This window comes from Sinorhizobium fredii USDA 205, from assembly GCF_001461695.1.
GTDB lineage: Bacteria > Pseudomonadota > Alphaproteobacteria > Rhizobiales > Rhizobiaceae > Sinorhizobium > Sinorhizobium fredii.
Genome location: NZ_AUTC01000152.1, coordinates 1 through 23,331, shown reverse-complemented (window position 1 = coordinate 23,331; position 23,331 = coordinate 1). Strand labels below are relative to the sequence as shown.

Genomic DNA, 23,331 nt, shown 5'->3' with positions numbered 1-23,331 from the left:
GCACTTTGAAATGCTGCATGATTTTGTCCTTAAATCGATTCCGATTTAGGGAATCATGCAGTAGTACAGAGCATTTCCGGAGGAAAGCGGAATGATCGTCATACGCCCCGCGCTGCCGGACGAAGTAGACACTCTTGCTGATATCGGCCTCGCGGCTTGGCGCAAGGGGATCAAACCCTTGGTCCCGGCCGAGATTGCGCTGGCGATCGAAGAGGACAACCCATTCGTCCCGTTCCTGCGACAAATGGGTCCAGGTATCCTGGTGGCGGAAATCGGAGGCCAAGCTGCCGGGATCGGAGCCTGTGAGCACGCCGACGATACCATCAGCGATATCTGGGTGGCTCCGGTGTTCGAGGGGCGAGGCGCCGGATCGGCACTGATAAAAGCACTCGAAACGCAGATCTTTGATCGGGGATATTCCGAGGCTCGGATCGAGGTGGCGGCAGCCAATGAACGGGCGCTCGAGCTTTATCAGCGGCTTGGCTATCGGCCGCTTTGGAGGAAGGTCGTTCTGGATCCGGTGCTGCGCACGGACCTTGCGAAAATCGGCCTGGCGCGGCGTCTTTGACCGCCGGACCGGCCCTCGACGAACACAAGTTTACCCCCCGAAAGACAGGGGACCGTTGGTGAAGGCGAGAAGGTGTTATATCCTGGCTTGATGCGTCGGCCGGCCTGCGATGCGGGAGGATGCCGCCTACGGCGAGAGTCTGGCTTATCTCCGTGCCGGGCTCACGAGCAAGGCGGCCGTCGCCGCAACGAAGTCGCCGCAAAGCCGAGCCCGGGTGGCAGCCATCCTCGCCGACCGCGCAATCGCCGCCTTCGACGCCGGCCGCTACCGGGAGACACTGATATTTCTCGGTCAGTTGCGGCGGATTTCGGGCGAGCGCACCGACCTGATGGTGCTGCGCGGCTATGCCTATCTCAGGCTCAACCGCTTTCCCGAGGCGAAACGCATATTCGCGGCCGCCGCCGCGACCGGCAACCGGGACGCCGGCGAGGTCGTGCAGACGTCAGCCGGGAGGAAGAGGTCTGGCCGAACAAGTAGCAAGCGGCGCCTTCGATCGCGGTGCCCCTAGGCTTCCCCGACAGCCGCCCTACTTGCATAGCGAGGCTTCCCCGAATGAAGGTTGCGCCATGCTCAAATGGGCTCTTATCTTTCTGGTCATATCGCTGGTCACAGGTTTTCTCGGCTTTTCCGGCATCTCGGCCGCAACGGCAGGTATCGCCAAGATCCTCTTCTACCTGGCACTGGTCCTATTCTTGATCTTCCTGATCCTCGCCCTCATGGCCGGCAGCGCCGTGGTGTAGCCTCATCTTGCCCCAAACCCGGCGGAGATGCACAAGGGAGTCTGAGGGTGACGGGGCATAGGGAATAAAATGTTGAGGTTTTCGCGGAAAGCTGGCCAGGACCAGGACCAAGCCGCCAGCCGATCGATGCAGATCGCATTTGCGCCTGGATCGGCGGCGATTGCCCAGCCTTCCCGGCTTCCAACGCTTGCGGCAACGGCGGCGACGGTCGCCGTTCTTTATTTCGCCAGCGAAGTGTTTCTGCCATTGGCGATCGCCATCCTGCTTACCTTCGCGTTGGCGCCCGTGGTCTCCCGGCTGCGAAGAGCCGGTTTGCCGCGTTCGGTCGCCGTCATCGGCACGGTCGCGACCGCCTTCCTGTTTCTCTCGGCATTCAGCATCATTCTGGCCGTGCAGGTCAGCGAAGTGGCGCAGAACCTTCCCACCTACCAGTACAACATCATCGAGAAGATCAGGGTGCTGAAGGAGGCGGGATCGGAAAGCCAGATCGTCGAACGCCTCAGCCGCGTCGTAGAAAGAATCAGCACGGAGATCAGCCGCCCCAAACCCGAAACGCCGGTATCGCCCGCTCCGGAGCCCGAGCAAAAGCCGCTTCTTGTGGAGATATTTTCTCCTGATCGCCCGCTCCAAACGCTGAAGAATATCATCGAGCCCCTGCTTGGGCCGCTGGCCACGACGGGTCTCGTCATTGTCGTCGTCATCTTCATGCTTTTCGAAAGAGAGGAACTGCGCGACCGGTTCATCCGGCTGGTCGGCTATGGCGACCTGCACCGCACGACCGAAGCCCTGCAGGATGCCGGCGCGCGGGTCGGCCGGTATCTGCTCATGCAACTGGTCGTCAACGTCACCTACGGCATTCCGCTTGCCGTCGGCCTTTGGTTGCTCGGCATACCCAATGCGATCCTATGGGGAATGCTCGCCATCGTGCTGCGCTTCGTTCCCTATATCGGCCCGGTCATCGCCGCCGTCCTTCCCCTGTTTCTCGCTTTCGCTGCAGCTCCGGGTTGGAGCCTGCTTGTCTGGACGGCGGCCCTGTTCATTGCCCTGGAACTGCTCAGCAACAATGTCGTCGAGCCGTGGCTCTACGGGTCGCGGACCGGCCTTTCGCCGCTCGCGATCATCGTCTCGGCAATTTTCTGGGCCTGGCTCTGGGGTCCGATCGGACTGGTGCTGTCGACGCCGCTGACGGTTTGCCTAGTGGTGCTCGGCCGCCATGTCCCGCAGTTCGAGTTCCTCGAAATCCTGTTGGGCAACGAACCGGTGCTCGACCCCAAGGAACGGCTCTATCAACGACTGCTGGCCGGCGATCCGGACGAGGCGACCGACAACGCCGAAGAAATGCTCGAGGAGAAATATCTCGTCGAGTTCTACGACACGGTCGCTATTCCCGCCTTGCTGCTCGCGCAGCACGACCGCATGCGCGGCGCGCTGACCGATCCGCAGGTGGCGCAGATCGCCCAGAGCGCGCGTACGCTGGTCGCCAATCTCGAGGAAATCGCTGCCGAAGAGGAGGACGAGGAGGAAGAAGACGCCGGCGAAGGGACCGGCGGCACAGACGAACAGATCAATGACTATGACTTGCCTCTCGGCGATGGAAAGTCCGTGCTCTGCATCGGCGGGCGCGGCGATCTCGACGATGTAACCGCATCGATGCTGGCGCAAGTCGTCCGCGTTCAAGGGGCGGAAGTGGCCTCCGCGAGTCACACAGACTTGAAGCCCGGAACGATCCGGGCGCTTCCCTTGCCAGGGCGCAACGCCATCCTCGTGAGCTTTCTCGATCCGGAGTCGCTGCGGCATGCCAAATTCATCGTGCGCCGGCTGAAGCGTGTTGCTCCGACGGCGCGCATCGGCATCGTGCTGTGGCAGGAGAACGGGACGACGAGAGCCGAGCTGGTCGAAGAGTTGCAGGCGGATTTTGTCGTGTCTGTGATCGCCGACGCGGTCCGCGAGGCTCTCTCCGACGAGGTCGCCCGGCCACGGAAGGCGGTGCGCGCCAAGATTGCCCCTCGTCACCAGGCGCGCAAACGACGGGGCTCGACAGGAGAGAAAGCACCTCCCGTGGACGAGAAGGCGGTATAGGCGCCGCGCTTCAGATTGTCAGGCAGCGCAGGCGGCAGTGTCTCGCGATGCGGGCAGACCGGCGGCCCGGTTCCGCTGCATCAGGGCCTCCAGGATCGCGGGGTCCTTGAAAAGCTCCTGGCCAATCAGATATTCGGCCGACAGCGTCGGATCGAGGCCGAGCGCCTGGGCAACGAGCTCACCTGCTCGCTCGACATCACCGAGCGCCATACGCGCCGCAACACGATAAAGGTAGGTGCGCCGCGTCTGGAACGGCAGCTTGTGCGCCACCTCGAACATCTCCTCGTACCGGTCGAGCGCGTAAAGAGAGGCTACCCGCTCCTCGGTGATCCAGACCGGAAGGAACGGATCCAGCGTTTCGGCGCGATCAAGGAGTTCAAGCGCACGCAAGGGTTCGCCAGCGAACAGATAGAAGGCCGCGCAGCGGCCGATCGTGTAGGCATCGTTCGGCGCCAGTTCGATCGCCCGTTCATGATGAAAGCGCGACGCTACGAAATCGCCACGCTTCATCTTGATCGCGCCCATGATGCGGTGGGCCTCCGGATCGGTGGGGTCTAGCTCCAAAGCATGAGCCGTCTGCTGTTCGCCGGCCTCGAGATCGAAGCTCGGCAGCGAGCTCCACGAGCAGACATGCATGGCGAAGGGACGCCCGAAGCCGGGATCTGCCTGCATTGCCTTCTCGAACCAGCCCATCGCTTCATGCAGATGCACATCAGCCACGCCAGCCAGACGGTGATGATCAAGGCCTCTCAGATAATGCTCATAGGCGGACATGTTCTCCGGGCGTTTGAGCCGGGCCGACGCGAGCTCGGACTGCTCGATCCGGCCGGAAACGGTCGCCGCGACCCGCGCCGTGATCTCGTCCATAATGTCGAGGATCTCCGCAAAGGGGCGCTGAATACGATCCGACCACAGCAGATGCCCCTGTCCCGTCTCGATGAGGGAGATATTGACGCGCACCTGGGCGCCGGCCTTGCGCACCGAGCCGGCGACCACATAGCGCACCCCGAGCACCTTGCCGATTTCGACCGGGTCGGCGGTTCGAAGCACGCTGGATGCAGACCTGGAGGTGACGAACAGGCTTTTCAGCCGACTGAGCTCGAGCGTCAGGTCGTCCGTCATCCCTTCAGCGAGAAAAGTCTGGTCCTGGTCGGTCGCCGATGGCGTGGCGAACGGCGTCACCACGACGGAATTCGGCCGGACCGACAAGGTCTGTGCGGCGCGGGTGGGCGCTATCAGGAAGCGGTGCCGATCCATCGCCGCCCCGACCCGGTATATTCGAACCGGCTCCGACACGCCCTTCAACTGTCGCTCGCCGATCGCTTCGAACGCGCAGGGCGAAACACGGCGAACATGGTCGTAGAGTGGTCCGGAAACCTCGATTTGCCCAGGTTCGGCCGACGCCTCGATCCGTGCGGCGACATTGACGCCATCGCCGCGCAGGTCATCCCCGACGACGACCACGTCGGCGAGGTGCAGGCCGAAGCGCATGTCCTGCGGCGAGGTTCGCGGCACGGCACCAATCGCACCGCGCATTTCCATCGCCGCCCGCAACGCGTTTACGGGGCTCGAGAATTCCGCGAGGATTGCATCGCCTGCCGTATTGAAGACCCTGCCCTCGAAGCGGGTCACGATCTCTGCGATGATCGCCATGCAATCGACCACGCGGGCGATCGTCTGCTCCTCGTCGTGCTCCATCGCCGACGTTGAGGCGACGAAATCGCCAACCAGAATGGCAGCCAGCTTCCGCTGCATCTTCGCTGTTCCCTGTACGGTCCAGGACGCGCGAATGATAGCATAGTGGTTCGTGAAGCGCCTATGCCCATGAAGGAGGAGGCACGCCGGCACAGGCCGGCATGCCTCGGGCTCCGAGCTACTTTGCCGGGGTCGGTTCCCCTAGCGTCAGCATCAAGCGGTTCGCCCAGTTGAAGAAGGCCGCACCGTGGATGACATCGGCGATCTCGAGTTCGTCGAGGCCGGCGGCGCTCAGCCGTTCGACGTGACTGTGATCGAAGGCCGTCGGCGTGGCGGTGAGCGCCACGGACGCCGCGACGATCGCGTTCCAGCGCTCACCGAGATCCGCCTCGATCCCGTCGTCGAGCAATCGCTGAACGTCCTGCTTCCGTTTCGAGTGATGCGAGGCGAAGCGCGAATGCACGGAAGCACAATAGATGCAGCCGTTGAAGCGCGAGGCGGCCGTAGCGGCAAGTTCCCGCTCGGCCCGCGGCAGTCCGCTCCGCGTGTTGTAGAAAATGTCCTTGTCCAGCTTGGTGCGCGCCTCCAGCACTTCCGGATCGCGAACCAGCAGCCGGAAATAGGCTGACTTCGCCCTCGCCTCCTCGACCAAGCCAGCGTAGTGCCGATCGGTCAATTCGCTTTCAGAGAGCGGATCGATCCACGGCGTCCAGCCGATTTCCTCCCGCGTGAAGGCGGCCGGTGCATTATGCACGGGAACGGCAATAGTGTTCTCAGTCATAGGTTTACCCTCATTTGTTCAAGCAGCGGCGCGTTTCGTCGCCGAAGCAAGAACCGCCAGACCTGCGATAACCCGGACCTGGAATGCGACGAAGGAAACAAGCTGCGAAAGCGTCACGACGCCGGTCGCCGTCCAGCCCGCATCGAAAAGCGCCTGGAGAGCCTCGGGGCGCGCATCTCTCGGATGGAAAACGAGAAGGTGCGCGTGTTCGAATGCAGCGGTTAGGCGCGATCCGAGCGCCTCGCGGCCGGCATCGGAGACGCGGAAGGTCGGCCCCGGCTGGTCCTCGGCCGTCAATGGACCGGCGGGATAGTGACCGTAAGGCCCTGCGGGGAGTGCCGCGCCGACCTCGGCCTTCAGCGTTTCAAGGAGGCGCGGGTCGCCAGTCTCCTCGAGCGCGGCTGCGTAGAATTCAAAGGCGTCCGAATGCCGATGGAGCCCGGCAACGAAGTTTGCCACGGCGTGCCGCTCCTCCTGAGAGACGTCAGTGATATCGCTCGGCTGGAAGAGAGCAAGGTAGCTCTGCTGCGCCTGCTCCCGTGTCTGCGGCCGTTGCGCACGGACGCCGTCCAGGGCGGAGCCGGGCTTCACTCCGGCGAGAAGATCGATGACGTCGGGTGTGGAAATGCTCATGCAACAGTCTCCTTCGTTGGATTTTCGGCGATCAGATTGTTTGGACTGATGGGGCGGCTTCTCAGCCGACGGCGCCGATCCGCCTCCTCTCGGCGGGGCGCTCCGGAACCCAGCCCAGCGCCGGGGCGACCTTGCTGGCAATCAACTCGATCGAACGGAGGATCAGGGCATGCGGCGGATCGACCGAATGGACCTGGAAGACGAGATCCGTCACGCGATCGAGCGTCCTATCCGCCGCGAGGCTTTCGATGACGTCGTCAGCCGTGCCGACATGGACGTCGAAGGCGCGGATGAGATCGGCGAGCGTGTCGCCTTCGACCCTGTGGCCGGCGGCGATCAATCGCTCGGCGCCGCGGCGAAGCCCGGCTTCGGCGAACCGCAGGGCTTCTGCCCTGCTGTCGGCGACGAACAGGCTGCGGGAACCGAGAATGCGCGGCGTCCGTCCCGAAGGAAGGGCCGCGAGATATGCGTCGATGATCGGGGTCTGCAGATCGGCGAGCGAGGCATCGAGCCGGTCGGCCGGCCTCGGCTGGGTGCGAGACAGCATCAGCCCGTCGGCGGCCCTGCCCGCCCTCCCACCGCCGCCGACCGAGAAGGTCGCCTGCCAGACACGATCGACGAGGTCGGGTGCGGCGGGATAAAGCCGGTCGCCGCCTTCGAGCTCCCGCCCGGCCCAGGCATCGAGAACGACCTTCAGGTGCCGCGCGAAGATCTCGCCACGCTCAGCGCTTTCAAGGCCGAAGGCGGTGAAGGAGGACGGCGTGCCGCCGGTCCCGAACCCGATTTCGAGCCGGCCCCGGGAAAGAAGATCGAGCACCGCCGTATCCTCGGCGACACGGATCGGGTTTTCGAGCGGCAGCGTGATGACGCCGGTGCCGAGCCGGATGCGCGAGGTTTGCGCGGCGACATGGGCGAGGAAGACGAGCGGCGCCGGCAGGCCGCCTTCGTCCGCATGGAAATGATGTTGCGCCACCCAGGCACTGTCGAACCCGAAGCGCTCGGCTTGAGCGATCTGCTCGGCTGCCAGGCGGTAGCGAACGCCGGCTGTCGCGTCGTCCAGGAGGCGCGTGAAGAAGCCGAGCCGCTTACGGGATTTTGTCTCTGCCATGATTTTCCTGTCGAGCATGGCGTTACGCGAAGACCGGATGATTCCGGCCGGGTATGGCGTTGATGAGTTCCCGGGTGTAGTCGCTGCCCGGCTGTTCGAAGACTTGCGCGACTGGTCCCCCGTCAACCAGCCGCCCGCCGCGCAGAACCGAGACGGTGTCGGCGATCTGCCGGACGACCGCCAGGTCATGCGAGACGAAGAGATAGGTAAGCCCCAGGTCCTGCTGCAGTTCGTCGAGCAGGTCGAGGATGCGCGCCTGTACCGTCACGTCGAGAGCCGACACCGCCTCGTCCAGGACCACCACCTGCGGCTCGAGGATCAGGGCGCGGGCGATCGCAACGCGTTGCCGCTGGCCGCCGGAGAGCGCATGCGGCCGGCGGAGCGCCGTCGCTTCGGGAAGACCTACGCGTCCCAGGATGGACATGACCTTCGCGCGGCGCTCGGTGCGCTTCACGGCGCCGAAATTCAGCAGCGGCTCCTCGATGATGCCGAAGACCGTCTGGCGCGGATCGAGTGAGGCGTAGGGGTTCTGATAGACGAGCTGGATCTTCCGTCTGAACTGCCGCAGAGCCTCGCCGTTAAGGTTGGCCAGGTCTGTGCCATCGACGCGAATAGTACCGGAAGTCGGTCTCTGGAAACCGACGACGGCCCGGATGGTCGTGGTCTTGCCGGAACCGGATTCGCCGACAAGGGCGTGCGTCGTCCCCCGCCGGACGCGGAACGAAACCTTGTCGACGGCGAGGAGCGGCGGTTGTCCCGTCCCCGGTCGCCGGAACGCCTGCACCAGTTGCTCGACGACGACGATATCGTCCGCAGGCGCGGATTCGTCCGGCAAGCGCGCAGTCGCCGGCGCGCGCGTCACTGACCGCGCCAGCGATGGCGCGTCGGCGATCAACTGACGCGTATAGGCGCTGCGCGGCGAGGCCAGAACGTCGATGGCGCTGCCCTCCTCCTGGACGCGCCCGCCCTGCAGCACGACCACCCGATCGGCGCGATCCGCCGCAATGCCGAGATCGTGAGTGACGAGCAGCACGGCGGTGCCGTATTCCCGGCGCAGCTCGTCGATCAGGTCGAGGATGCGCTTCTGTACCGTCACGTCGAGCGCGCTCGTCGGTTCGTCGGCGATGATGAGCTGGGGTTTGAGCGTAATGGCGATGGCGATCAGCACCCGCTGGCGCATGCCGCCGGAGAGTTCGTGCGGATATTGCCGGGCTCTGAATTCCGGCTCCGAAAGACCGACGCGATCGAGTAGCGCGACGACTCGGCGCTCAAGATCCTTGCCCCGGAGCTTGCCATGGATCTCCAGGATTTCGCCGACCTGATCGCCGATCGTCTTGACGGGATTGAGGGAGCTGCCCGGATCCTGGGGAACGAGGCTGATGCTGGCCCCGCGGATCGTGTCGAGCTGCTTGTCGGACCAGCGTGATATGTCAGTGCCGTTCAGCTTTATCGCGCCGCGATCGACGCGGCCATTGGCAGCAAGCAGCCCGATGATGGATTGCGCCGTGGTCGTCTTGCCGGAGCCCGATTCGCCGACGAGCGCGACGACCTGGCCGGCCTCCACTCGAAAACTGACGCCGTGAACCACCTCCTGGTAGGCCCCACCGTCGTGATAGGAGATAGCGAGGTCCGAAACCTCCAGCACCGGGACACGAGGGTTGGTCAAGGAGGTCATGAGATCACCTTTCCGAAGGATTGGCTGACGCGATTGGCGGCGAGAACGACGAGGACGACGACGACGCCGGGGGCGGTCGTCAGCCACCAGGCCGTCGAGATGTAATTGCGGCCCTCGGCGATCAGCAGCCCCCACTCCGGTGTCGGCGGCGGCGCGCCGTAGCCGAGGAAGCCGAGCGTCGAGATCTGCAGGACAGCGGAGCCGAATTGCAGCGCCGCAAATGCGATCACCGAGGTCAGCGAGTTCGGCAGGACATGCCGCCAGAGCACCGCCCAAAACGTCCCGCCGCTGCCGAACGCGGCTTCGACATAATCGCTTCTGCGCACCCGTACGACCTCGGATCGTGCAAGGCGGGCAAACCCGGCGATCGAGGTTACGCCGACGGCGATCGCGGCGTTCACCGTGCCAAAGCCAAGCAGGATGATGATGCTGAGGGAGAGCAGGAGCGGCGGGATCGACAGGAGCACGTCGACAAGGCGCATGATCGCGTCGTCAAGCCTTCTGCCGACCGAGCCGGCGACGACACCGAGCGCCGTGCCGACGACGAGACCGAGCCCGACTGCGACGAAGGCACCGGTGAGCGAATGGACGGCTCCGTAGACGATGCGAGCGTAAAGATCACGGCCGAGCGCGTCAGTACCCAGCAGATGGGCCGCATCCGGTCGTTTGAGCTGCGCCCCACCGATTCCCTCGACGGCGCTGTAGCTCGTGAAAAGGGCCGGGGCGACCGCCCAGAGGAAGACAATCGCGAGGATCAGCCAGGAGAGGGCGAGACCCGGCGGAAGGCGTCTTTGAAGCCGGCCGAGGCGGTCTGCCAATGAGTGTCGTGTGGCATGCCGGTCGGTGCCGGCGTCACTTTGGATCGTGTCGAAGCTGGTCATGCCGCCGCTCCCGGATTGGTCCTGAGGCGCGGGTCGAGAATGGGAAAGACCAGATCCACGATCAGGTTGATGATGACGAAGGCGGCGGCCGACAGGACAACGATTGCCTGCAGGACCGCAGCATCCTGGCTCCCAACCGCGCGCTCGGTGAGGCCGCCGATGCCATTGAGGCCGAACACCGTCTCGGTGACCACGGCGCCGGCGATCAACTCGCCGAAGAGCACGCCGGCGATCGTCAGCGTCGGCAGGAGCGCGTTCTTGGCGACGTGCCGCCAGAGAACGCGGTTGCGTGTCGCGCCCTTGGCGCGCGCCACCGCCACGAAAGGCCGGGTCAGGACTTCGTCGATATTGCGCACCAAAACCTGGGCGAGCGGCGCGGAGATCGGCACGGCAAGCGTGATGACGGGCAGAATAAATTCCTGCCACGGATCTGGATTGATAACCGGGACGAGCTTCAGCCGGAAGGAAAAGATCTGGATCAGCATGATGCCGAGCCAGAAGGTCGGGACGGAGATGAACAGCGACGGGATCGACTGGATCGCGGAGCGAAGCCAGGCAAAGGGTGCAAGGCTCGACAAAAAGGCAATCGCCACGGCGAAGATCGAAGCAAGCAGGAAACCAAGCATCGCAAGCTTCAGCGTCACCGGCAGATGCGCCGCAAGGCTGGCACTGACCGGCACGCCGGCCTGGACGGAATAACCGAAATTGCCCGTCAGGAAGTTGCCGATACTGTGTATGTACTGCAGCCAGAGTGGACCCTCCGCGCCGTACGAAGCGCGGATTTCGGCAATCTGCTGTGCCGTCAGGCCGAGATCAGGGTTCTGGAACTTGATGAGGATCGCATCTCCCGGCATCGCCTGCAGCAGGACGAAGGACACGGTGAATGCCGCCCAGAGCACAAGGAGAGCCTGGCCGACGCGGCCGAGCAGGTATCGGGACGTCATGGTTTTCTGACTCCGGTTCCGATCAGGCGACCGGCACGCCAGTCAGGCGCGCCGGCCGATGCGGTCAATGCTCGTCGAGCCAGGTGCTGTAGAAGCTGGGTCGGCCGACCGCCTCGAAGGCGACGCCCTTGACGTAGGGAGCACCGGCGAATGCCTGCGGTTCCTCGAAGAGCGGGATCGCATAGGCTTGATCGACGACGTAGTTCTGCACCTCGCCGGCGATCGCCAGCCGCTTGTCGCGATTAGGCTCGGAGGCAAGTTGTTCCAGAAGGCCGTTCAAATCGCCGTCGACGAAATTCTGCACCTTGTCGCTCAGGCCGCCTTTCTGGCGCAGCACGTCGCGGTTCTTCGGGTAGTACTGGCTCTTGATGACGTCCGGGTCGGCGCGCCCGACCATCGCCGGGGAAACCGGCGTCTTTGCGGGGTCGAGGTCGTCGACGGTCTTGCTGCCGCTATCGCCGGCGAGCACATTGAGCTTCACGCCGAGTTTGCTCCACTGCTGGGCGACGAGTTGCAGCGTTTCCTTGTTTTGCGGCTGCGGCAGGGATTCATAGGCCGTCAGCACCAGATCCTTGCCGTCCTTCTGTCGCAGGCCGCTCGACCCGAGCGTCCAGCCCGCCTCGTCCAGGAGCTTCTTCGACTTATCCGGATCGAAGGCGAGCTTCTTTGACAGGTCGACGTAGCCGAGGGCCGTCGAAGCGATGATCGAAGTCGCCTGAGGATAATTCCTGGAGAAGAGCGTCGAAACGATCTCCTTCGAATCCGTGCCATGCAGCAGCGCCTGGCGGACGCGGAGATCGGCAACGAGCGGATTGTCCGGGCGGAAGACGACGCTGTTGTTCACGCCGCGGGTGGGCGGCGCATAGATCTGGAAATCCTGCGCCTCCACCTGAGCCTCGTCATAGGCCTGCACCTGGCGGATGAAATCCGCCTGCCCGGCGAGCAACGCGCCGATGCGGACGCTGTCCTCGCCGGTGATGATGTATTTGATCCCGTCGAGATAGGCGCGCCCCTGATGTTCGAGCTTCGCCGGACCCCAGGAGTAATCCTCGCGCGCCTTGAGGTTCAATTCCTTGCCGAGTGTCTCGCTTTCGACGACGAAGGGGCCAGAGCCGATGATCTTGGTGGCGTCGCCCAGTTCCTCGAAGGGGAGCGCCAGCGTGCTCGGGGAAACGAGGCCGGAACCGATCACCGAGGTTCCCTGCAGGAAGCCCGGCGACGGTTTCTTGAAATAGAACTTCACCGTCAGCGGATCGATGACTTCGCTGCGCTCGTAATTGTTGATCACCTCGGAGACCGGCTGCTTCAGCGCCTTGTTGCCGAGGCCGAAGACGTCGAAATTCTTTGCAACCGCCGCCGCGTCGAGCGGCGTGCCGTCGGAAAAGCTGACGCCCGGCCGGATCTTGAAGGTGTATTGCGTCGCATCGTCGTTGATCGTCCAGGACTCCGCGATCCAGGGCTCGATCTCCAGCGTCTTCGGGTTCTGATAGGTCAGCTTGTCGGTGATCTGGTTGAGAACCCCGCCATTGGGGTAGAAGCCGCCGGCCGGCGGATAGAGATTGGTGTGGGCTTGCTGCTCCAGGTAGACCAGCGTCCCGCCCTTGAGCGGCTCGCCCCCTTCTTCAGCATAGGTGCTTGGCGATAGAAAACTTGTGGCCGCGAGCGCCGCCAAGGTGAGAGCGAACCGTTGGAGTCTGGTGGTCATGGGAGCCTTCCTTCGAATGATCGAAGACTATGGTACGAGCAGGCGTCCATTTATCAACTAAATCTAGTAAATTAATATTCTATATCTCCGCGGCAGCCGGCAAGAAGCTTCTCTCGGCAACGTCAGGATGAGGCATTCTGTCCAACACCACCCTCGGAGAGATGTTCACAAGTCTCCACGGCGTCGGTCTGGGCGAGGCGCCACCGTCTGGTACCAGAACGCCAAGACGTCATGGAATCTCGCATTCGCGGGGCAACAAGCGTATAAAGTTCATAGCTAAGTCCCGGGAGCGTCCAAAGCCCGGAACGTTCCGACGAGGCAGGAGTTCTGGGCACTCGGGGTATGAACCTGGAGTGAAGCCATGGAACAGTTGAACGCACGCAGGCTCGCAGACGAATATCTGCGTCTCGGCGGCCACCGTCGCGTCGTCATCGACGATAACGAGACATCGATCCGGAACTGGGAGCCCGAACCTGATGAGGCCGAGGCCTTCTGGAAGGCCTACGTGGAAACGCTCAGCCCCGAGCGGCAGCGGGAAGTGGAGCTGCTCTTGCCCACGATCAATCGCGCCTGAAGCCGAAGTCCTCTTTCGGAAATTGGAACCGAAAAACGCGGCCGGAATTGTATCCGAACACCGCATCCATCGAGAGCGATGGATGCGAGAGCGGAACCATGAATATGAGCGTAGCTCGGCAAACCGATGATTTGACCCTGACCGCCGCCGGTGAATGGTGGACGCAGCACCGCGGCCAGTCGCCCGTCGTCGCCACAGCCATTCACAATGGCCACGCGATGCGCGATGCGATGAAAGACCTTTGCAACCTCAGCGAGGAAGAGCGCCTTCGCGAGGAGGATCCCTTTACCGAGTTCATCGTCCGTGATGTGCCGAACCGGATCGTCGTTCACCGGTCGCGCTTCGAGGTCGATATCAACCGGCCGCGCGATGGGGCCATCTATCTCAGGCCGGAACAGGCCTGGGGCCTCAATGTGTGGGCCGGCGACTTGCCCAGCGAGATCACCGAAGCGTCGCTCGCCGTGCATGATGAATACTATGCGATGCTGAAATCCTACCTGCGCGGTATCGAACGCTGCCATGGACGTTTCGTCGTCCTCGACGTGCACAGCTACAACCACCGCCGGGCCGGCCCCGGGGCCGATCCGGCGATCGCCGCCGAAGCGCCGGACGTCAATATCGGCACGATCTCCATGGACCGGAAGAAATGGGCGCCCGTCATCGATGGTTTCATGGAAGCGGTACAGTCCTTCGACTTTCCCGGCGGTCGGCTCGACGTCGGGGAGAACATCGCCTTTCAGGGCCGCGGCTATCAGGCGCGCTTCATCCATGAGCAATTTCCGGACACGGGCTGCGCGATCGCGGTCGAATTCAAGAAGATCTTCATGGAGGAATGGACCGGAGAACCATTCGTCGAGACGCTGCGCGCGCTGAGGCAAGTGCTCGCTTCGACGCTGCCGGTGATCGCCGACGCAGTCGAGTCGGTACGATGAAACCGGCAAGCGCACCTGTAACCGCGGCTCGGGACCATCCGGATTGGCTGGTCGACGTGCTCGAGGCGATCGAATCGGGCAAGCCGGTGCGCAAGGACCTGCCGAGCGGCGGGCGCCTTCATATCGATCGCTCCCTACCCTTTCTCTGCGTCCACATCTCGAGTGGCGGCAGCGCTCCTGTGGCGCGCGAGATAACCCAGGCCAATGCGTCCTATCTGCTTGCACCGGACGCCCCGACCGCCGAGCTGATCGTCGCGGCGGTCGGGGCGCTTCTCGAGCGCCGCTTCGGAGCGTTCATGGTGCTCGACATGGGCGAACTCGCCTCCGACGCGTTGCTCACCGACCAAGCCCCTTTTCTTCCGCCCTTCACAATCGAAGTAACGGCCGAAAAGGCCAGGCCGCTCCGTGCAGCGGTACGCGCCTTCGTCGCGGCCATCGAGGCGATCCAGGTCAAGTTCCGCACGCCGCGGGTCGAAGTACACAGCTGGCCGGAAGATGGGCGAACCGCGGCCGGGGCGCTCGACATACCGTTCCCGTTGATGCGCGTGCGCTTTGCCCCGGTTTATTGCCAGCAGACGTCGGGCAAGATCTATCCGGAACTTCGCGAGCGGTTGATCGCCACCATCTTCGATGCCGGCCTGCACGCATTTGCGGCATTCGCCAATTCGACGGAAAGCCTGACCGCCCCGACGCATCGCGCCCTGGGGCGGAAGGCCTTTGTCGATGCCGTGGTGCGCACCGACCGCTGCATCGACGAGGTTGCCTCCACCTTCGATTTCCTGCTTGCCGTCACGCCGATAAACGCCGAGGCTGCCTGGAACGAGTTTGCCGCGAGCGGCTTCGAGCGGGCACCGCGATTCCTTTACCGGCCCTTGACGTTGCAGGTGGAGGCGGCGAAACGAAAGCTCTTTTCGATTCCCTTCGAGCACCTCGAGGATCCGGTGCTCTACCAGCTCTACCGCGAGAAGCAGCAGGAACTCGATCTGCAGCTTTCGATACTTTCCGCGCGTGAGACGGCCAAGTTCATCGAGTTCGGCCGTGCGCTCTACGGGCCTGTAGAGGCCGGCCTCCTGCGGGCCGCAAGCTCTGTCCTTGCCCATTGCGGCAGAGCGGAAGCTCGGGCTGCTGCGTCGACCATCCATGACAGGGCGGATTGCTACTTCGTCGAAAGACGCGCCCATGAAATGATCGCCGAATATGCACGCCGTTGCAGTGACTTCGAGGCGCACGTTGAAGTGCGGGATGATCTTCCTTCCGGCCTGCTGGTGTCGGGCCGACGGCTGTTGATCGCTCGAAGCACGCTTATGCCGGTCGATCGTGTCGAGGCGATCCTCAGCCACGAGATCGGCGTCCATCTGCTCACCTATTTCAACGGCTCGGCACAGGGACTGCGTCTCTTTCGCTCGGGCCTTGCCGGATACGAAGGCATGCAGGAGGGCCTGGCGGTCTTTGCGGAATTTCTGGTCGGCGGCATGACGGGCGAGCGGCTCCGCCTGATCGCAGCGCGCGTCATTGCCTGCGCAGCCATGCTCGACGGCGCGGCCCTGCCGGAATCCTATCGGCTTCTCGTGGCTGAGCACGGATTGCCGGAGGCGGATGCCTTCAATGTCGTCCTGCGTGTCTATCGCGGTGGCGGGCTCGTCAAGGATGCGATCTATTTGCGGGGACTCCTCCACCTGCTCGACCACCTGGCGGATGGCGGGGCGCTGGAACCCTTCTGGATGGGAAAGATCGCAGCCGCGCATTTCGGCGTCATGCAGGAACTCAGTGCGCGCGGCCTGCTCGGCGGGCCGGCAGTGCGCCCCATGTTCCTCGACCATCCTCAAGCGCCGACGCGGCTCGAGAGAGTCCGATCGGGAATGTCTCCGCTCGACCTGTTGGACAACTAGGAGCCGCCCATGCGCATCGCCTTTTTCGTCAACTCCATCGAGGGCGAGGCGACGTATTATACGACGACGTCGCTCGCGCTCGCGGCACTCGCCCGCGGACATGAGGTTTGCTATGTCACGCCCGGAGATTTCGTGCTGCGACCGGACGACAGCCTGCTGATCCGCGCCGTCACCTTGAACGGTCCCAAACCGAAGAAGCCGGAGACATTGCTCAGCAGCCTCAAGGAGGCCCAGGCGAACGTCACCACCATGGACATCCGCGAGGTCCAGGTGCTGTTTCTCAGAAACGACCCCTCCGAGGATGCCGACCGCCGCTCCTGGGCGGTTTATGTCGGGACCAATTTCGGGAGGTTGGCAGCAGCCCGCGGGGTCATCGTGGTCAACGATCCCGATGGCCTGGCGCTGGCGCAGAACAAGCTCTACTTCCAGGGATTTCCGGAAATCGTCCGACCCACGACGATGATCTCCAGAAGCATCGAGGAAATCCGCAGCTTCATCGAAGACCACCCGGACGGCGTCATCCTGAAACCGCTGCAGGGGTCGGGCGGCAAGAATGTCTTCAAGATCCAGTCCAGGGACGAGGCAAATCTCAACCAGATCTTCGAGGCGGCGAGCGGGGCCGGATACCTGATCGCCCAGACCTATCTACCGGACGCGGTCGGCGGCGACATTCGACTTTTTCTGATGAACGGGCGGCCGCTCGAACGCGACGGCGTCCATGCTGCCTTCCGGCGCGTGCCGGCGAAAGGCGATGTTCGCTCGAATCTGCATGCCAGCGGCACTGCCGAACCGGCCACCGTCACGCCGGAAATTCTCGCCATCGCGGACAAACTGCGCCCCAAACTGATCGAGGACGGCATGTTCCTGGTCGGCCTCGATATCGTCGGCGATCGGGTACTGGAAGCCAACGTCTTCACCCCTGGCGGACTTCCTGAGATCGAGGCGGCTCACGGTGTCGATTTCGGCGAGGACATCATCACGGCATTGGAGGAGAAGGTGCGCCTGCAGCAACTCTATCAAGGCGCTTTGCCCAACCGCACGCTAGCGACGCTGTAACACCCGCGCGAGGCGTCGAAGAACCAGCACAAACGAGGTCAAGCTATGCGCAAATTCACAGTTATCGCTACCAAAGTGTTCGAGGCCGACACGGCCGAGGAAGCCGCCTTGTTCATGTACCAGGAACTGACCAGGGGGCCGGCACCTCTTCATTATCTGGTCACCGATGAGGCAAGGATTGCCAGCAGTTTAACGCTAGACCGGGAAAAGGCGGATGAGTTTGCCAGTGTCGACCACACGGCAGACCCCGGCAATTGGTAGCGCATCGCAGAATCGATGGATGTCGAAGCACGAAGAAGACCGGCGAACACCGGCGCCGTCGACCGATTCTTTAAGCTCGCCTATTCCGGCGAGTCGGGTTGATCGGCGTCGCTCGACTCACTCCTGTTTGCGTCATGCAGAGGCGCAATCGCTGAGACACCGGGCTCGCACGCAAATTTCTCCCGAATACGTTGCACAATTTTAGTGGATGCAGGCCAGTCTCATTCGAATGTGAGTTTACAAAAGTAATATTATATGATTTTTTCTCGACAGCTGCATGGAGAGCAGCTTTCTTTGGGAGGAAATCATGAAATTCGTGAAGGCACTTGCTAGTGCAACGATCCTTGCTGCCTGCACTTTCGGCAGCGCCTCGGCCGCCGACCTCGTCGTCGGCTTTTCGCAGATCGGATCGGAATCCGGCTGGCGCGCCGCCGAGACGACGCTGACCAAACAGCAGGCCGAACAGCGCGGCATCGATCTCAAATTCGCCGATGCGCAGCAGAAGCAGGAAAACCAGATCAAGGCGATCCGTTCCTTCATCGCCCAGGGCGTCAACGCCATCCTGCTCGCACCGGTCGTCGCGACCGGCTGGGATGAAGTGCTGCAGGAAGCCAAGGACGCCGAAATCCCGGTGATCCTGCTCGATCGTACCGTCGATGCGCCGAAGGAGCTCTACCTGACGGCCGTGACCTCCGACCTCGTGCACGAAGGCAATGTCGCCGGCAAGTGGCTCGTCGATACGGTGGCGGGCAAGCCCTGCAACGTCGTCGAGCTTCAGGGCACGACGGGCTCATCGCCCGCCATCGACCGCAAGAAGGGCTTCGAAGCGGCGCTCGCCGGCAAGGACAACCTGAAGATCGTCCGCAGCCAGACCGGCGATTTCACCCGCACAAAGGGCAAGGAAGTCATGGAAAGCTTCCTGAAGGCGGAAGACGGCGGCAAGAACATCTGCGCGCTCTACGCCCATAACGACGACATGGCCGTCGGCGCCATCCAGGCGATCAAGGAAGCCGGCCTGAAGCCCGGCAAGGACATCCTCGTCGTCTCGATCGACGCCGTTCCGGACATCTTCCAGGCCATGGCCGCCGGCGAAGCCAACGCCACGGTTGAACTGACGCCGAACATGGCCGGCCCGGCCTTCGATGTGCTCGCCACCTATCTGAAGGACGGCAAGGAGCCCGAGAAGTGGATCCAGACGGAATCGAAGCTCTACACCCAGGCTGACGATCCGATGAAGGTCTACGAGGAAAAGAAGGGCCTCGGTTACTGATCTCGCTTTCGGCCTGCGCGGCACACCCGCGCGGGCCGTCAACGCTCCGCGGTGCCCGCTTTCGCCGGTCGCTGCGGAAGACCGCCTGATCCTTGGCGAGGATTGGCGCACATCCGTCCGCAAGGGCGTGTGCGCTGCCTTCCAATGCAGAGACAGTTTCCATGCAGACCAGCAGCGACAATATCCTTTCGGCCGTCCGGATCGAGAAGGGCTTTCCCGGAACGAAGGCTCTCGACAAGGTCGATTTTCACCTCAGGCGCGGCGAGGTCCATGCGCTGCTCGGAGAAAACGGGGCCGGCAAATCGACGCTCATCAAATGCCTGACCGGAGCCTATCGGCGGGACGGCGGCAGCATCCTGCTCGACGGCGCGGAAGTCGATCCGCGCGATACTTTCGACGCGCAGAGACTGGGCATCGGGACGGTCTACCAGGAAGTCAATCTCCTGCCAAACCTGACGGTTGCCGAGAATTTGTTCCTCGGACGCCAGCCGCGCCGCTTCGGCATGGTCGATACCCGCACCATGAACCGCAAGGCCCGCGAGCTGCTCGCCGAATACGAACTCGACCTCGATGTGACGCGCGACCTCGCTAGCTATTCGGTGGCGATCCAGCAGGTCGTGGCGATCGCCCGCGCCGTCGATCTCTCCGGTAAGGTGCTGATCCTCGACGAGCCTACGGCGAGCCTCGACGCGCACGAAGTCGCGATGCTCTTCCGCATCGTCCGGCGCCTCAAGGCACGCGGGCTCGGCATCATCTTCATCACCCACTTCCTCGAGCAGGTCTACGAGATTTCCGACCGCATTACCGTGCTGCGCAACGGCCAGCTCGTCGGCACGCGCGACACGTCGGACCTCAACCGGCGCGACCTGATCGCCATGATGATCGGACGCGAACTTGCGGCCGAGATCCATTCCACCCGCACCGAGACCACCGAGGGCCGGCTGCGCTACCGGTTCAGAAACTACGGCCGTCGTGGCCGTATCAATCCTTTCGATCTCGACGTCCGAGCCGGCGAGGTCGTCGGCATCGCCGGCCTGCTCGGCTCCGGACGCACGGAAACAGCCGAGGTGCTTTTCGGCGCTCGTCGCGCCGACAGCGGCAGCGCCGAGATCGACGGCCAGTCCGTCGACCTGTCCTCGCCGCGGGCGGCCATCCGCAAGAAATTCGGCTTCTGCCCGGAGGACCGCAAGACGGCCGGTATCGTCGGCGATCTGTCGGTACGCGAAAACATCGTGCTCGCCCTGCAGGCGAGGCGCGGCTGGACGCGGCCGATCTCGCGTGCCGAGCAGAACCGGCTGGCGGACCACTATATTCGCGCGCTCGACATCCGCACTGCCGACCGGGAGAAGCCGATCAGGCTGCTTTCCGGCGGCAACCAGCAAAAGGCGATCCTCGCCCGCTGGCTTGCCACCGAACCCGAATTCCTGATCCTCGACGAGCCGACGCGCGGCATCGATGTCGGCGCGCATGCCGAGATCGTCAGGCTGATCGAGAGCCTGCGCGAGAAGGGCCTGTCGCTGATCGTCATCTCATCGGAAATCGAGGAGCTGGTCGCCTACAGCACGCGGGTCGTGGTGCTGCGCGACCGCAGCCATGTCGCCGAACTCGGCGGAGACCGTATTACCGCGCATCAGATCGTCGAAGCGATTGCCGCGGCCAACCAGCGGGAGGCATCGTGACTTCGACCGTCCGGACCTATCTGACAAGACTGCTGCCGCAGCTAATTGCTCTAACGATCATTATCGTCGCAATTTCAATGATTTTTCCAGGGTTCTTAAACCTTAAAATTCAGAACGACCGGCTCTACGGCAGCCTCATCGACATCCTGAACCGCGGCGCTCCCGTCGTGTTGCTGGCGATCGGCATGACGGTCGTCATCGCCACCAAGGGCATCGATCTCTCGGTCGGCGCCGTTATGGCGATCTGCGGTGCGGTGTCCGCCTCGCTGATCACCTCCGGCCATTCGCTAGCCGAAACGCTCCTCGTCACGCTTGCCATCGGCATCCTCTGCGGCATCTGGAACGGCATCCTCGTCGCCGTCCTCGATATCCAACCGATCATCGCGACGCTCGTGCTCATGGTCGCCGGGCGGGGCATCGCCCAACTCATCACCGAGGGCGCCATCCTCACCTTCAACGATCCCGGTCTCATCTTCATCGGCAGCGGATCCTTTGCCGGCCTGCCGATGCCGGTGGTCATCTGGCTGCTCTTCGGCATCCTGGTCGCGCTGGTCGTCCGCCGGACGGCGCTCGGCATGCTCGTCGAGGCGGTCGGTGTCAATCGTGAGGCGAGCACGCTCTCGGGCGTCTTCACCCCGGTGCTGCTTATCGCCGCCTATGTCCTTTCCGGCCTGTGCGCAGCAATCGCCGGCGTCATCGCTGCGGCCGACATCAAGGGGGCTGACGCCAACAATGCCGGGCTCTGGCTGGAGCTCGATGCGATCCTGGCGGTCGTGGTCGGCGGCACATCGCTGCTCGGCGGCCGCTTCAGCATCGCCGCGTCGGTGCTCGGCGCCATCATCATCCAGGCGATCAATACCGGCATTCTCCTTTCGGGCTTCCCGCCGGAATTCAACCTCATCATCAAGGCGGCGATCATCGTCTTCATCCTGGTGCTCCAGTCGCCGCGTTTCCGTGCCGCCTTCACATTCGTGAGCATTCCGCGCGCAGCCGGTAAACCGACCGAGCGAGAAGCAAAATGAAGCAGAAATATCTTCCGCTTACGGCGACGATCCTGATCTTCCTTCTGAGCTATGCCCTTTGCATCGCGCAGTACCCGAACATGCTTTCGACGCGAGTGATCGGCAACCTGCTGACCGACAACGCCTTCCTCGGCATTGCCGCCGTCGGCATGACCTTCGTCATTCTGTCCGGCGGCATCGACCTGTCGATCGGCGCGGTGATCGCCTTTACCGGCGTTTTCCTCGCGGTCGTGCTGGAACAGACCAGCATCCATCCGCTTGCCGCTTTCGCCCTTGTTCTCGTGATCACGACGCTCTTCGGCGCGCTCATGGGAGCGATCATCCATCATCTCGAAATGCCGGCCTTTATCGTCACCCTTGCCGGCATGTTCCTCGCCCGTGGCATGGCCTTCGTGTTGTCGATCGATTCCGTCCCGATCAAGCATCCGTTCTACGCAACGCTGAAGAGCCTCTACTTCAAGCTGCCGGGTGGCGGGCGGATCACCCTCATCGGCGGCCTGATGATGCTTGTCTTTGCCGCCGGCATCCTGATCGCACACCGGACCCGCTTCGGGACGAATGTCTATGCACTTGGTGGCGGCACGGCGACGGCCAAACTCATGGGCGTGCCGGTCGCAAGCACGACCGTCAGGATCTATGCGCTTTCGGGACTGCTGGCGGGTCTCTCCGGCATCGTGTTCTCGCTCTACACGTCCGCCGGCTATTCCCTCGCGGCCGTCGGCGTCGAGCTCGACGCGATCACCGCCGTCGTCATCGGCGGGACACTACTGACCGGCGGCTCCGGCTTCGTCGCCGGCACGCTGGTCGGGATTTTCATCCAGGGCCTCATCCAGACCTACATCACCTTCGACGGAACGCTTTCGAGCTGGTGGACCAAGATCCTGATCGGCCTGCTGCTGTTCGCCTTCATCCTTCTTCAGAAGGGGATCATCCGCCTGTCGCGCAACGGCCGGCAGCCCGCATGACGAGGTGGGGGGCCGTGTAAAATGCCGTCGTCGGGTTTCGGGCATCAACCGGGCAAGCGGACCAGCCACCGGCTCGTCGTCGACGAGCTTGGCCAGGCGATCGTCTCTGGGCGGTTCGCCGTCGGCGATACACTTCCCGGCGACACCGAACTTGCAGCGCGCTTCAACGTCTCCCGCACTGTGCTGCGCGAAGCGATGAAAACGCTCGCCGCCAAGGGACTCGTCGTGGCGCGGGCGCGGATCGGCACGCGCGTCCTGCCGCGTGCCAATTGGAACCTGTTCGACGGCGACGTGCTCACCTGGCATTTCAGCGCCGGCGTCGACGAAGAGTTCCTGCGCCATGTCAGCGAAGTGCGCCTCGCGCTCGAACCCTATGCCGCAAGCCTTGCCGCCCGCCGCGCAACGGATGCGGACATTGCCTGGATGATGCGGCTTGCGGTGGCGATGGCGGATGCCGGCCATAGCGGGCAGACGCTGGCGAAAGCGGACCTCGACTTTCACCTGCGGCTGCTGGAAGCCTCGCTCAACCCGTTCATGCGCTCGGTCGGGAGCTTGATCGAAGCCGCGCTTGTCGGCGTCTTCCGGCTCACCAGCCCCTCGGCGGACGACAGCGAAATCGACCGCGTCGCAATGGCGCATATCCGCATCGTCGAAGAAATTGGCCGCCGCAACGAGGAAGGCGCCCGCAGCGCCATGGAAAACGTCATTCGGGTGGGCCAGGAACGGCTGATCCTGAACCTCAGGGCGCAAGAGAGTTCTGGGTGATGTCGCCAGCGTAGGTGGGTGGGCGGCCCCTCATCCGGCCTGCCGGGACCTTCTCCCCACAAGCGCAGGGCTGTCCGGGGAACGGCCTGGGTGAATCGAAATGTCGCAG

The 23,331-nt window shown here is 63.4% G+C and carries 21 protein-coding genes and 1 pseudogene; 14 read left to right on the top strand and 8 right to left on the bottom strand.

Annotated features, from left to right (window positions below):
- Nucleotides 1-91: 91 nt before the first annotated feature.
- The 4 genes and pseudogenes from N181_RS21290 (at nucleotide 92) to N181_RS21280 (ending at nucleotide 3,387) form a co-directional block, all read left to right on the top strand.
- Nucleotides 92-568 (top strand): GNAT family N-acetyltransferase, encoded by a 477-nt coding sequence (locus N181_RS21290; protein ID WP_037397863.1) that lies wholly within the window; start codon nucleotides 92-94, stop codon nucleotides 566-568.
- A 106-nt stretch (nucleotides 569-674) separates the two neighbouring features.
- Nucleotides 675-1,045, top strand: a pseudogene (locus tag N181_RS21285) (cellulose synthase); the annotation flags it as partial.
- Nucleotides 1,046-1,134: 89 nt separating this feature from the next.
- Nucleotides 1,135-1,308, top strand: a complete 174-nt coding sequence (locus tag N181_RS32125) for a DUF1328 domain-containing protein (protein ID WP_037397858.1) — start codon at nucleotides 1,135-1,137, stop codon at nucleotides 1,306-1,308.
- 69 nt (nucleotides 1,309-1,377) lie between these two features.
- The gene (locus N181_RS21280; protein ID WP_037434501.1) at nucleotides 1,378-3,387 is read left to right on the top strand and encodes an AI-2E family transporter; all 2,010 of its coding nucleotides are present in this window, start codon (nucleotides 1,378-1,380) and stop codon (nucleotides 3,385-3,387) included.
- Nucleotides 3,388-3,405: 18 nt separating this feature from the next.
- On the opposite strand, the gene N181_RS21275 is transcribed toward N181_RS21280, so the two are convergent.
- From N181_RS21275 to N181_RS21240, 8 genes are all read right to left on the bottom strand, one after another.
- On the bottom strand, nucleotides 3,406-5,142 hold the full coding sequence (locus N181_RS21275; protein ID WP_037434499.1) for an adenylate/guanylate cyclase domain-containing protein: 1,737 nt from the start codon (nucleotides 5,140-5,142) through the stop codon (nucleotides 3,406-3,408).
- A 118-nt stretch (nucleotides 5,143-5,260) separates the two neighbouring features.
- Entirely contained in the window at nucleotides 5,261-5,863 is a 603-nt protein-coding gene (locus N181_RS21270; RefSeq protein WP_037434496.1) for an alkylhydroperoxidase domain protein, read from the bottom strand.
- A gap of 18 nt (nucleotides 5,864-5,881) precedes the next feature.
- Entirely contained in the window at nucleotides 5,882-6,496 is a 615-nt protein-coding gene (locus N181_RS21265; protein ID WP_080579207.1) for a CMD domain protein, read from the bottom strand.
- Nucleotides 6,497-6,557: 61 nt separating this feature from the next.
- Nucleotides 6,558-7,604 (bottom strand): putative FMN-dependent luciferase-like monooxygenase, encoded by a 1,047-nt coding sequence (locus N181_RS21260; protein ID WP_037434495.1) that lies wholly within the window; start codon nucleotides 7,602-7,604, stop codon nucleotides 6,558-6,560.
- Between the two features lie 22 nt (nucleotides 7,605-7,626).
- The gene (locus N181_RS21255; RefSeq protein ID WP_037434493.1) at nucleotides 7,627-9,279 is read right to left on the bottom strand and encodes a dipeptide ABC transporter ATP-binding protein; all 1,653 of its coding nucleotides are present in this window, start codon (nucleotides 9,277-9,279) and stop codon (nucleotides 7,627-7,629) included.
- Entirely contained in the window at nucleotides 9,276-10,160 is an 885-nt protein-coding gene (locus N181_RS21250; protein ID WP_037397843.1) for an ABC transporter permease, read from the bottom strand. The genes N181_RS21255 and N181_RS21250 overlap by 4 nt, the downstream gene beginning before the upstream one ends.
- Nucleotides 10,157-11,104, bottom strand: coding sequence for an ABC transporter permease (locus tag N181_RS21245; protein WP_037397840.1), 948 nt, complete (start codon nucleotides 11,102-11,104; stop codon nucleotides 10,157-10,159). The genes N181_RS21250 and N181_RS21245 overlap by 4 nt, the downstream gene beginning before the upstream one ends.
- A 64-nt stretch (nucleotides 11,105-11,168) precedes the next feature.
- Nucleotides 11,169-12,809: a TIGR04028 family ABC transporter substrate-binding protein gene (locus N181_RS21240; RefSeq protein WP_037397837.1), complete on the bottom strand. Its 1,641-nt coding sequence runs from the start codon at nucleotides 12,807-12,809 to the stop codon at nucleotides 11,169-11,171.
- 361 nt (nucleotides 12,810-13,170) lie between these two features.
- Between N181_RS21240 and N181_RS21235 the strand changes: the two genes are divergently transcribed.
- From N181_RS21235 to N181_RS21190, 10 genes are all read left to right on the top strand, one after another.
- Nucleotides 13,171-13,383, top strand: coding sequence for a hypothetical protein (locus N181_RS21235; protein WP_037397834.1), 213 nt, complete (start codon nucleotides 13,171-13,173; stop codon nucleotides 13,381-13,383).
- Between the two features lie 98 nt (nucleotides 13,384-13,481).
- Nucleotides 13,482-14,315 carry an N-formylglutamate amidohydrolase gene (locus N181_RS21230; RefSeq protein ID WP_037434490.1) on the top strand — a complete coding sequence of 278 codons (834 nt, stop codon included), beginning with the start codon at nucleotides 13,482-13,484 and terminating at the stop codon, nucleotides 14,313-14,315.
- Nucleotides 14,312-16,204: a flavohemoglobin expression-modulating QEGLA motif protein gene (locus tag N181_RS21225; protein WP_037397828.1), complete on the top strand. Its 1,893-nt coding sequence runs from the start codon at nucleotides 14,312-14,314 to the stop codon at nucleotides 16,202-16,204. The genes N181_RS21230 and N181_RS21225 overlap by 4 nt, the downstream gene beginning before the upstream one ends.
- A gap of 9 nt (nucleotides 16,205-16,213) precedes the next feature.
- On the top strand, nucleotides 16,214-17,260 hold the full coding sequence (locus tag N181_RS21220; RefSeq protein ID WP_037397825.1) for a glutathione synthase: 1,047 nt from the start codon (nucleotides 16,214-16,216) through the stop codon (nucleotides 17,258-17,260).
- 45 nt (nucleotides 17,261-17,305) lie between these two features.
- The gene (locus N181_RS21215; RefSeq protein WP_037397823.1) at nucleotides 17,306-17,521 is read left to right on the top strand and encodes a hypothetical protein; all 216 of its coding nucleotides are present in this window, start codon (nucleotides 17,306-17,308) and stop codon (nucleotides 17,519-17,521) included.
- A 307-nt stretch (nucleotides 17,522-17,828) separates the two neighbouring features.
- Nucleotides 17,829-18,791, top strand: coding sequence for a galactofuranose ABC transporter, galactofuranose-binding protein YtfQ (gene ytfQ / locus N181_RS21210; RefSeq protein ID WP_037397901.1), 963 nt, complete (start codon nucleotides 17,829-17,831; stop codon nucleotides 18,789-18,791).
- A gap of 161 nt (nucleotides 18,792-18,952) precedes the next feature.
- Nucleotides 18,953-20,470, top strand: coding sequence for a galactofuranose ABC transporter, ATP-binding protein YtfR (gene ytfR, locus N181_RS21205; protein WP_037397820.1), 1,518 nt, complete (start codon nucleotides 18,953-18,955; stop codon nucleotides 20,468-20,470).
- Nucleotides 20,467-21,492 carry an ABC transporter permease gene (locus tag N181_RS21200; protein ID WP_037397818.1) on the top strand — a complete coding sequence of 342 codons (1,026 nt, stop codon included), beginning with the start codon at nucleotides 20,467-20,469 and terminating at the stop codon, nucleotides 21,490-21,492. Before ytfR ends, N181_RS21200 begins: the two co-directional genes overlap by 4 nt.
- Entirely contained in the window at nucleotides 21,489-22,457 is a 969-nt protein-coding gene (gene yjfF, locus N181_RS21195; RefSeq protein ID WP_037434487.1) for a galactofuranose ABC transporter, permease protein YjfF, read from the top strand. Before N181_RS21200 ends, yjfF begins: the two co-directional genes overlap by 4 nt.
- Before the next feature lie 21 nt (nucleotides 22,458-22,478).
- Nucleotides 22,479-23,222: a FadR/GntR family transcriptional regulator gene (locus N181_RS21190; RefSeq protein ID WP_037397811.1), complete on the top strand. Its 744-nt coding sequence runs from the start codon at nucleotides 22,479-22,481 to the stop codon at nucleotides 23,220-23,222.
- Nucleotides 23,223-23,331: the final 109 nt, after the last annotated feature.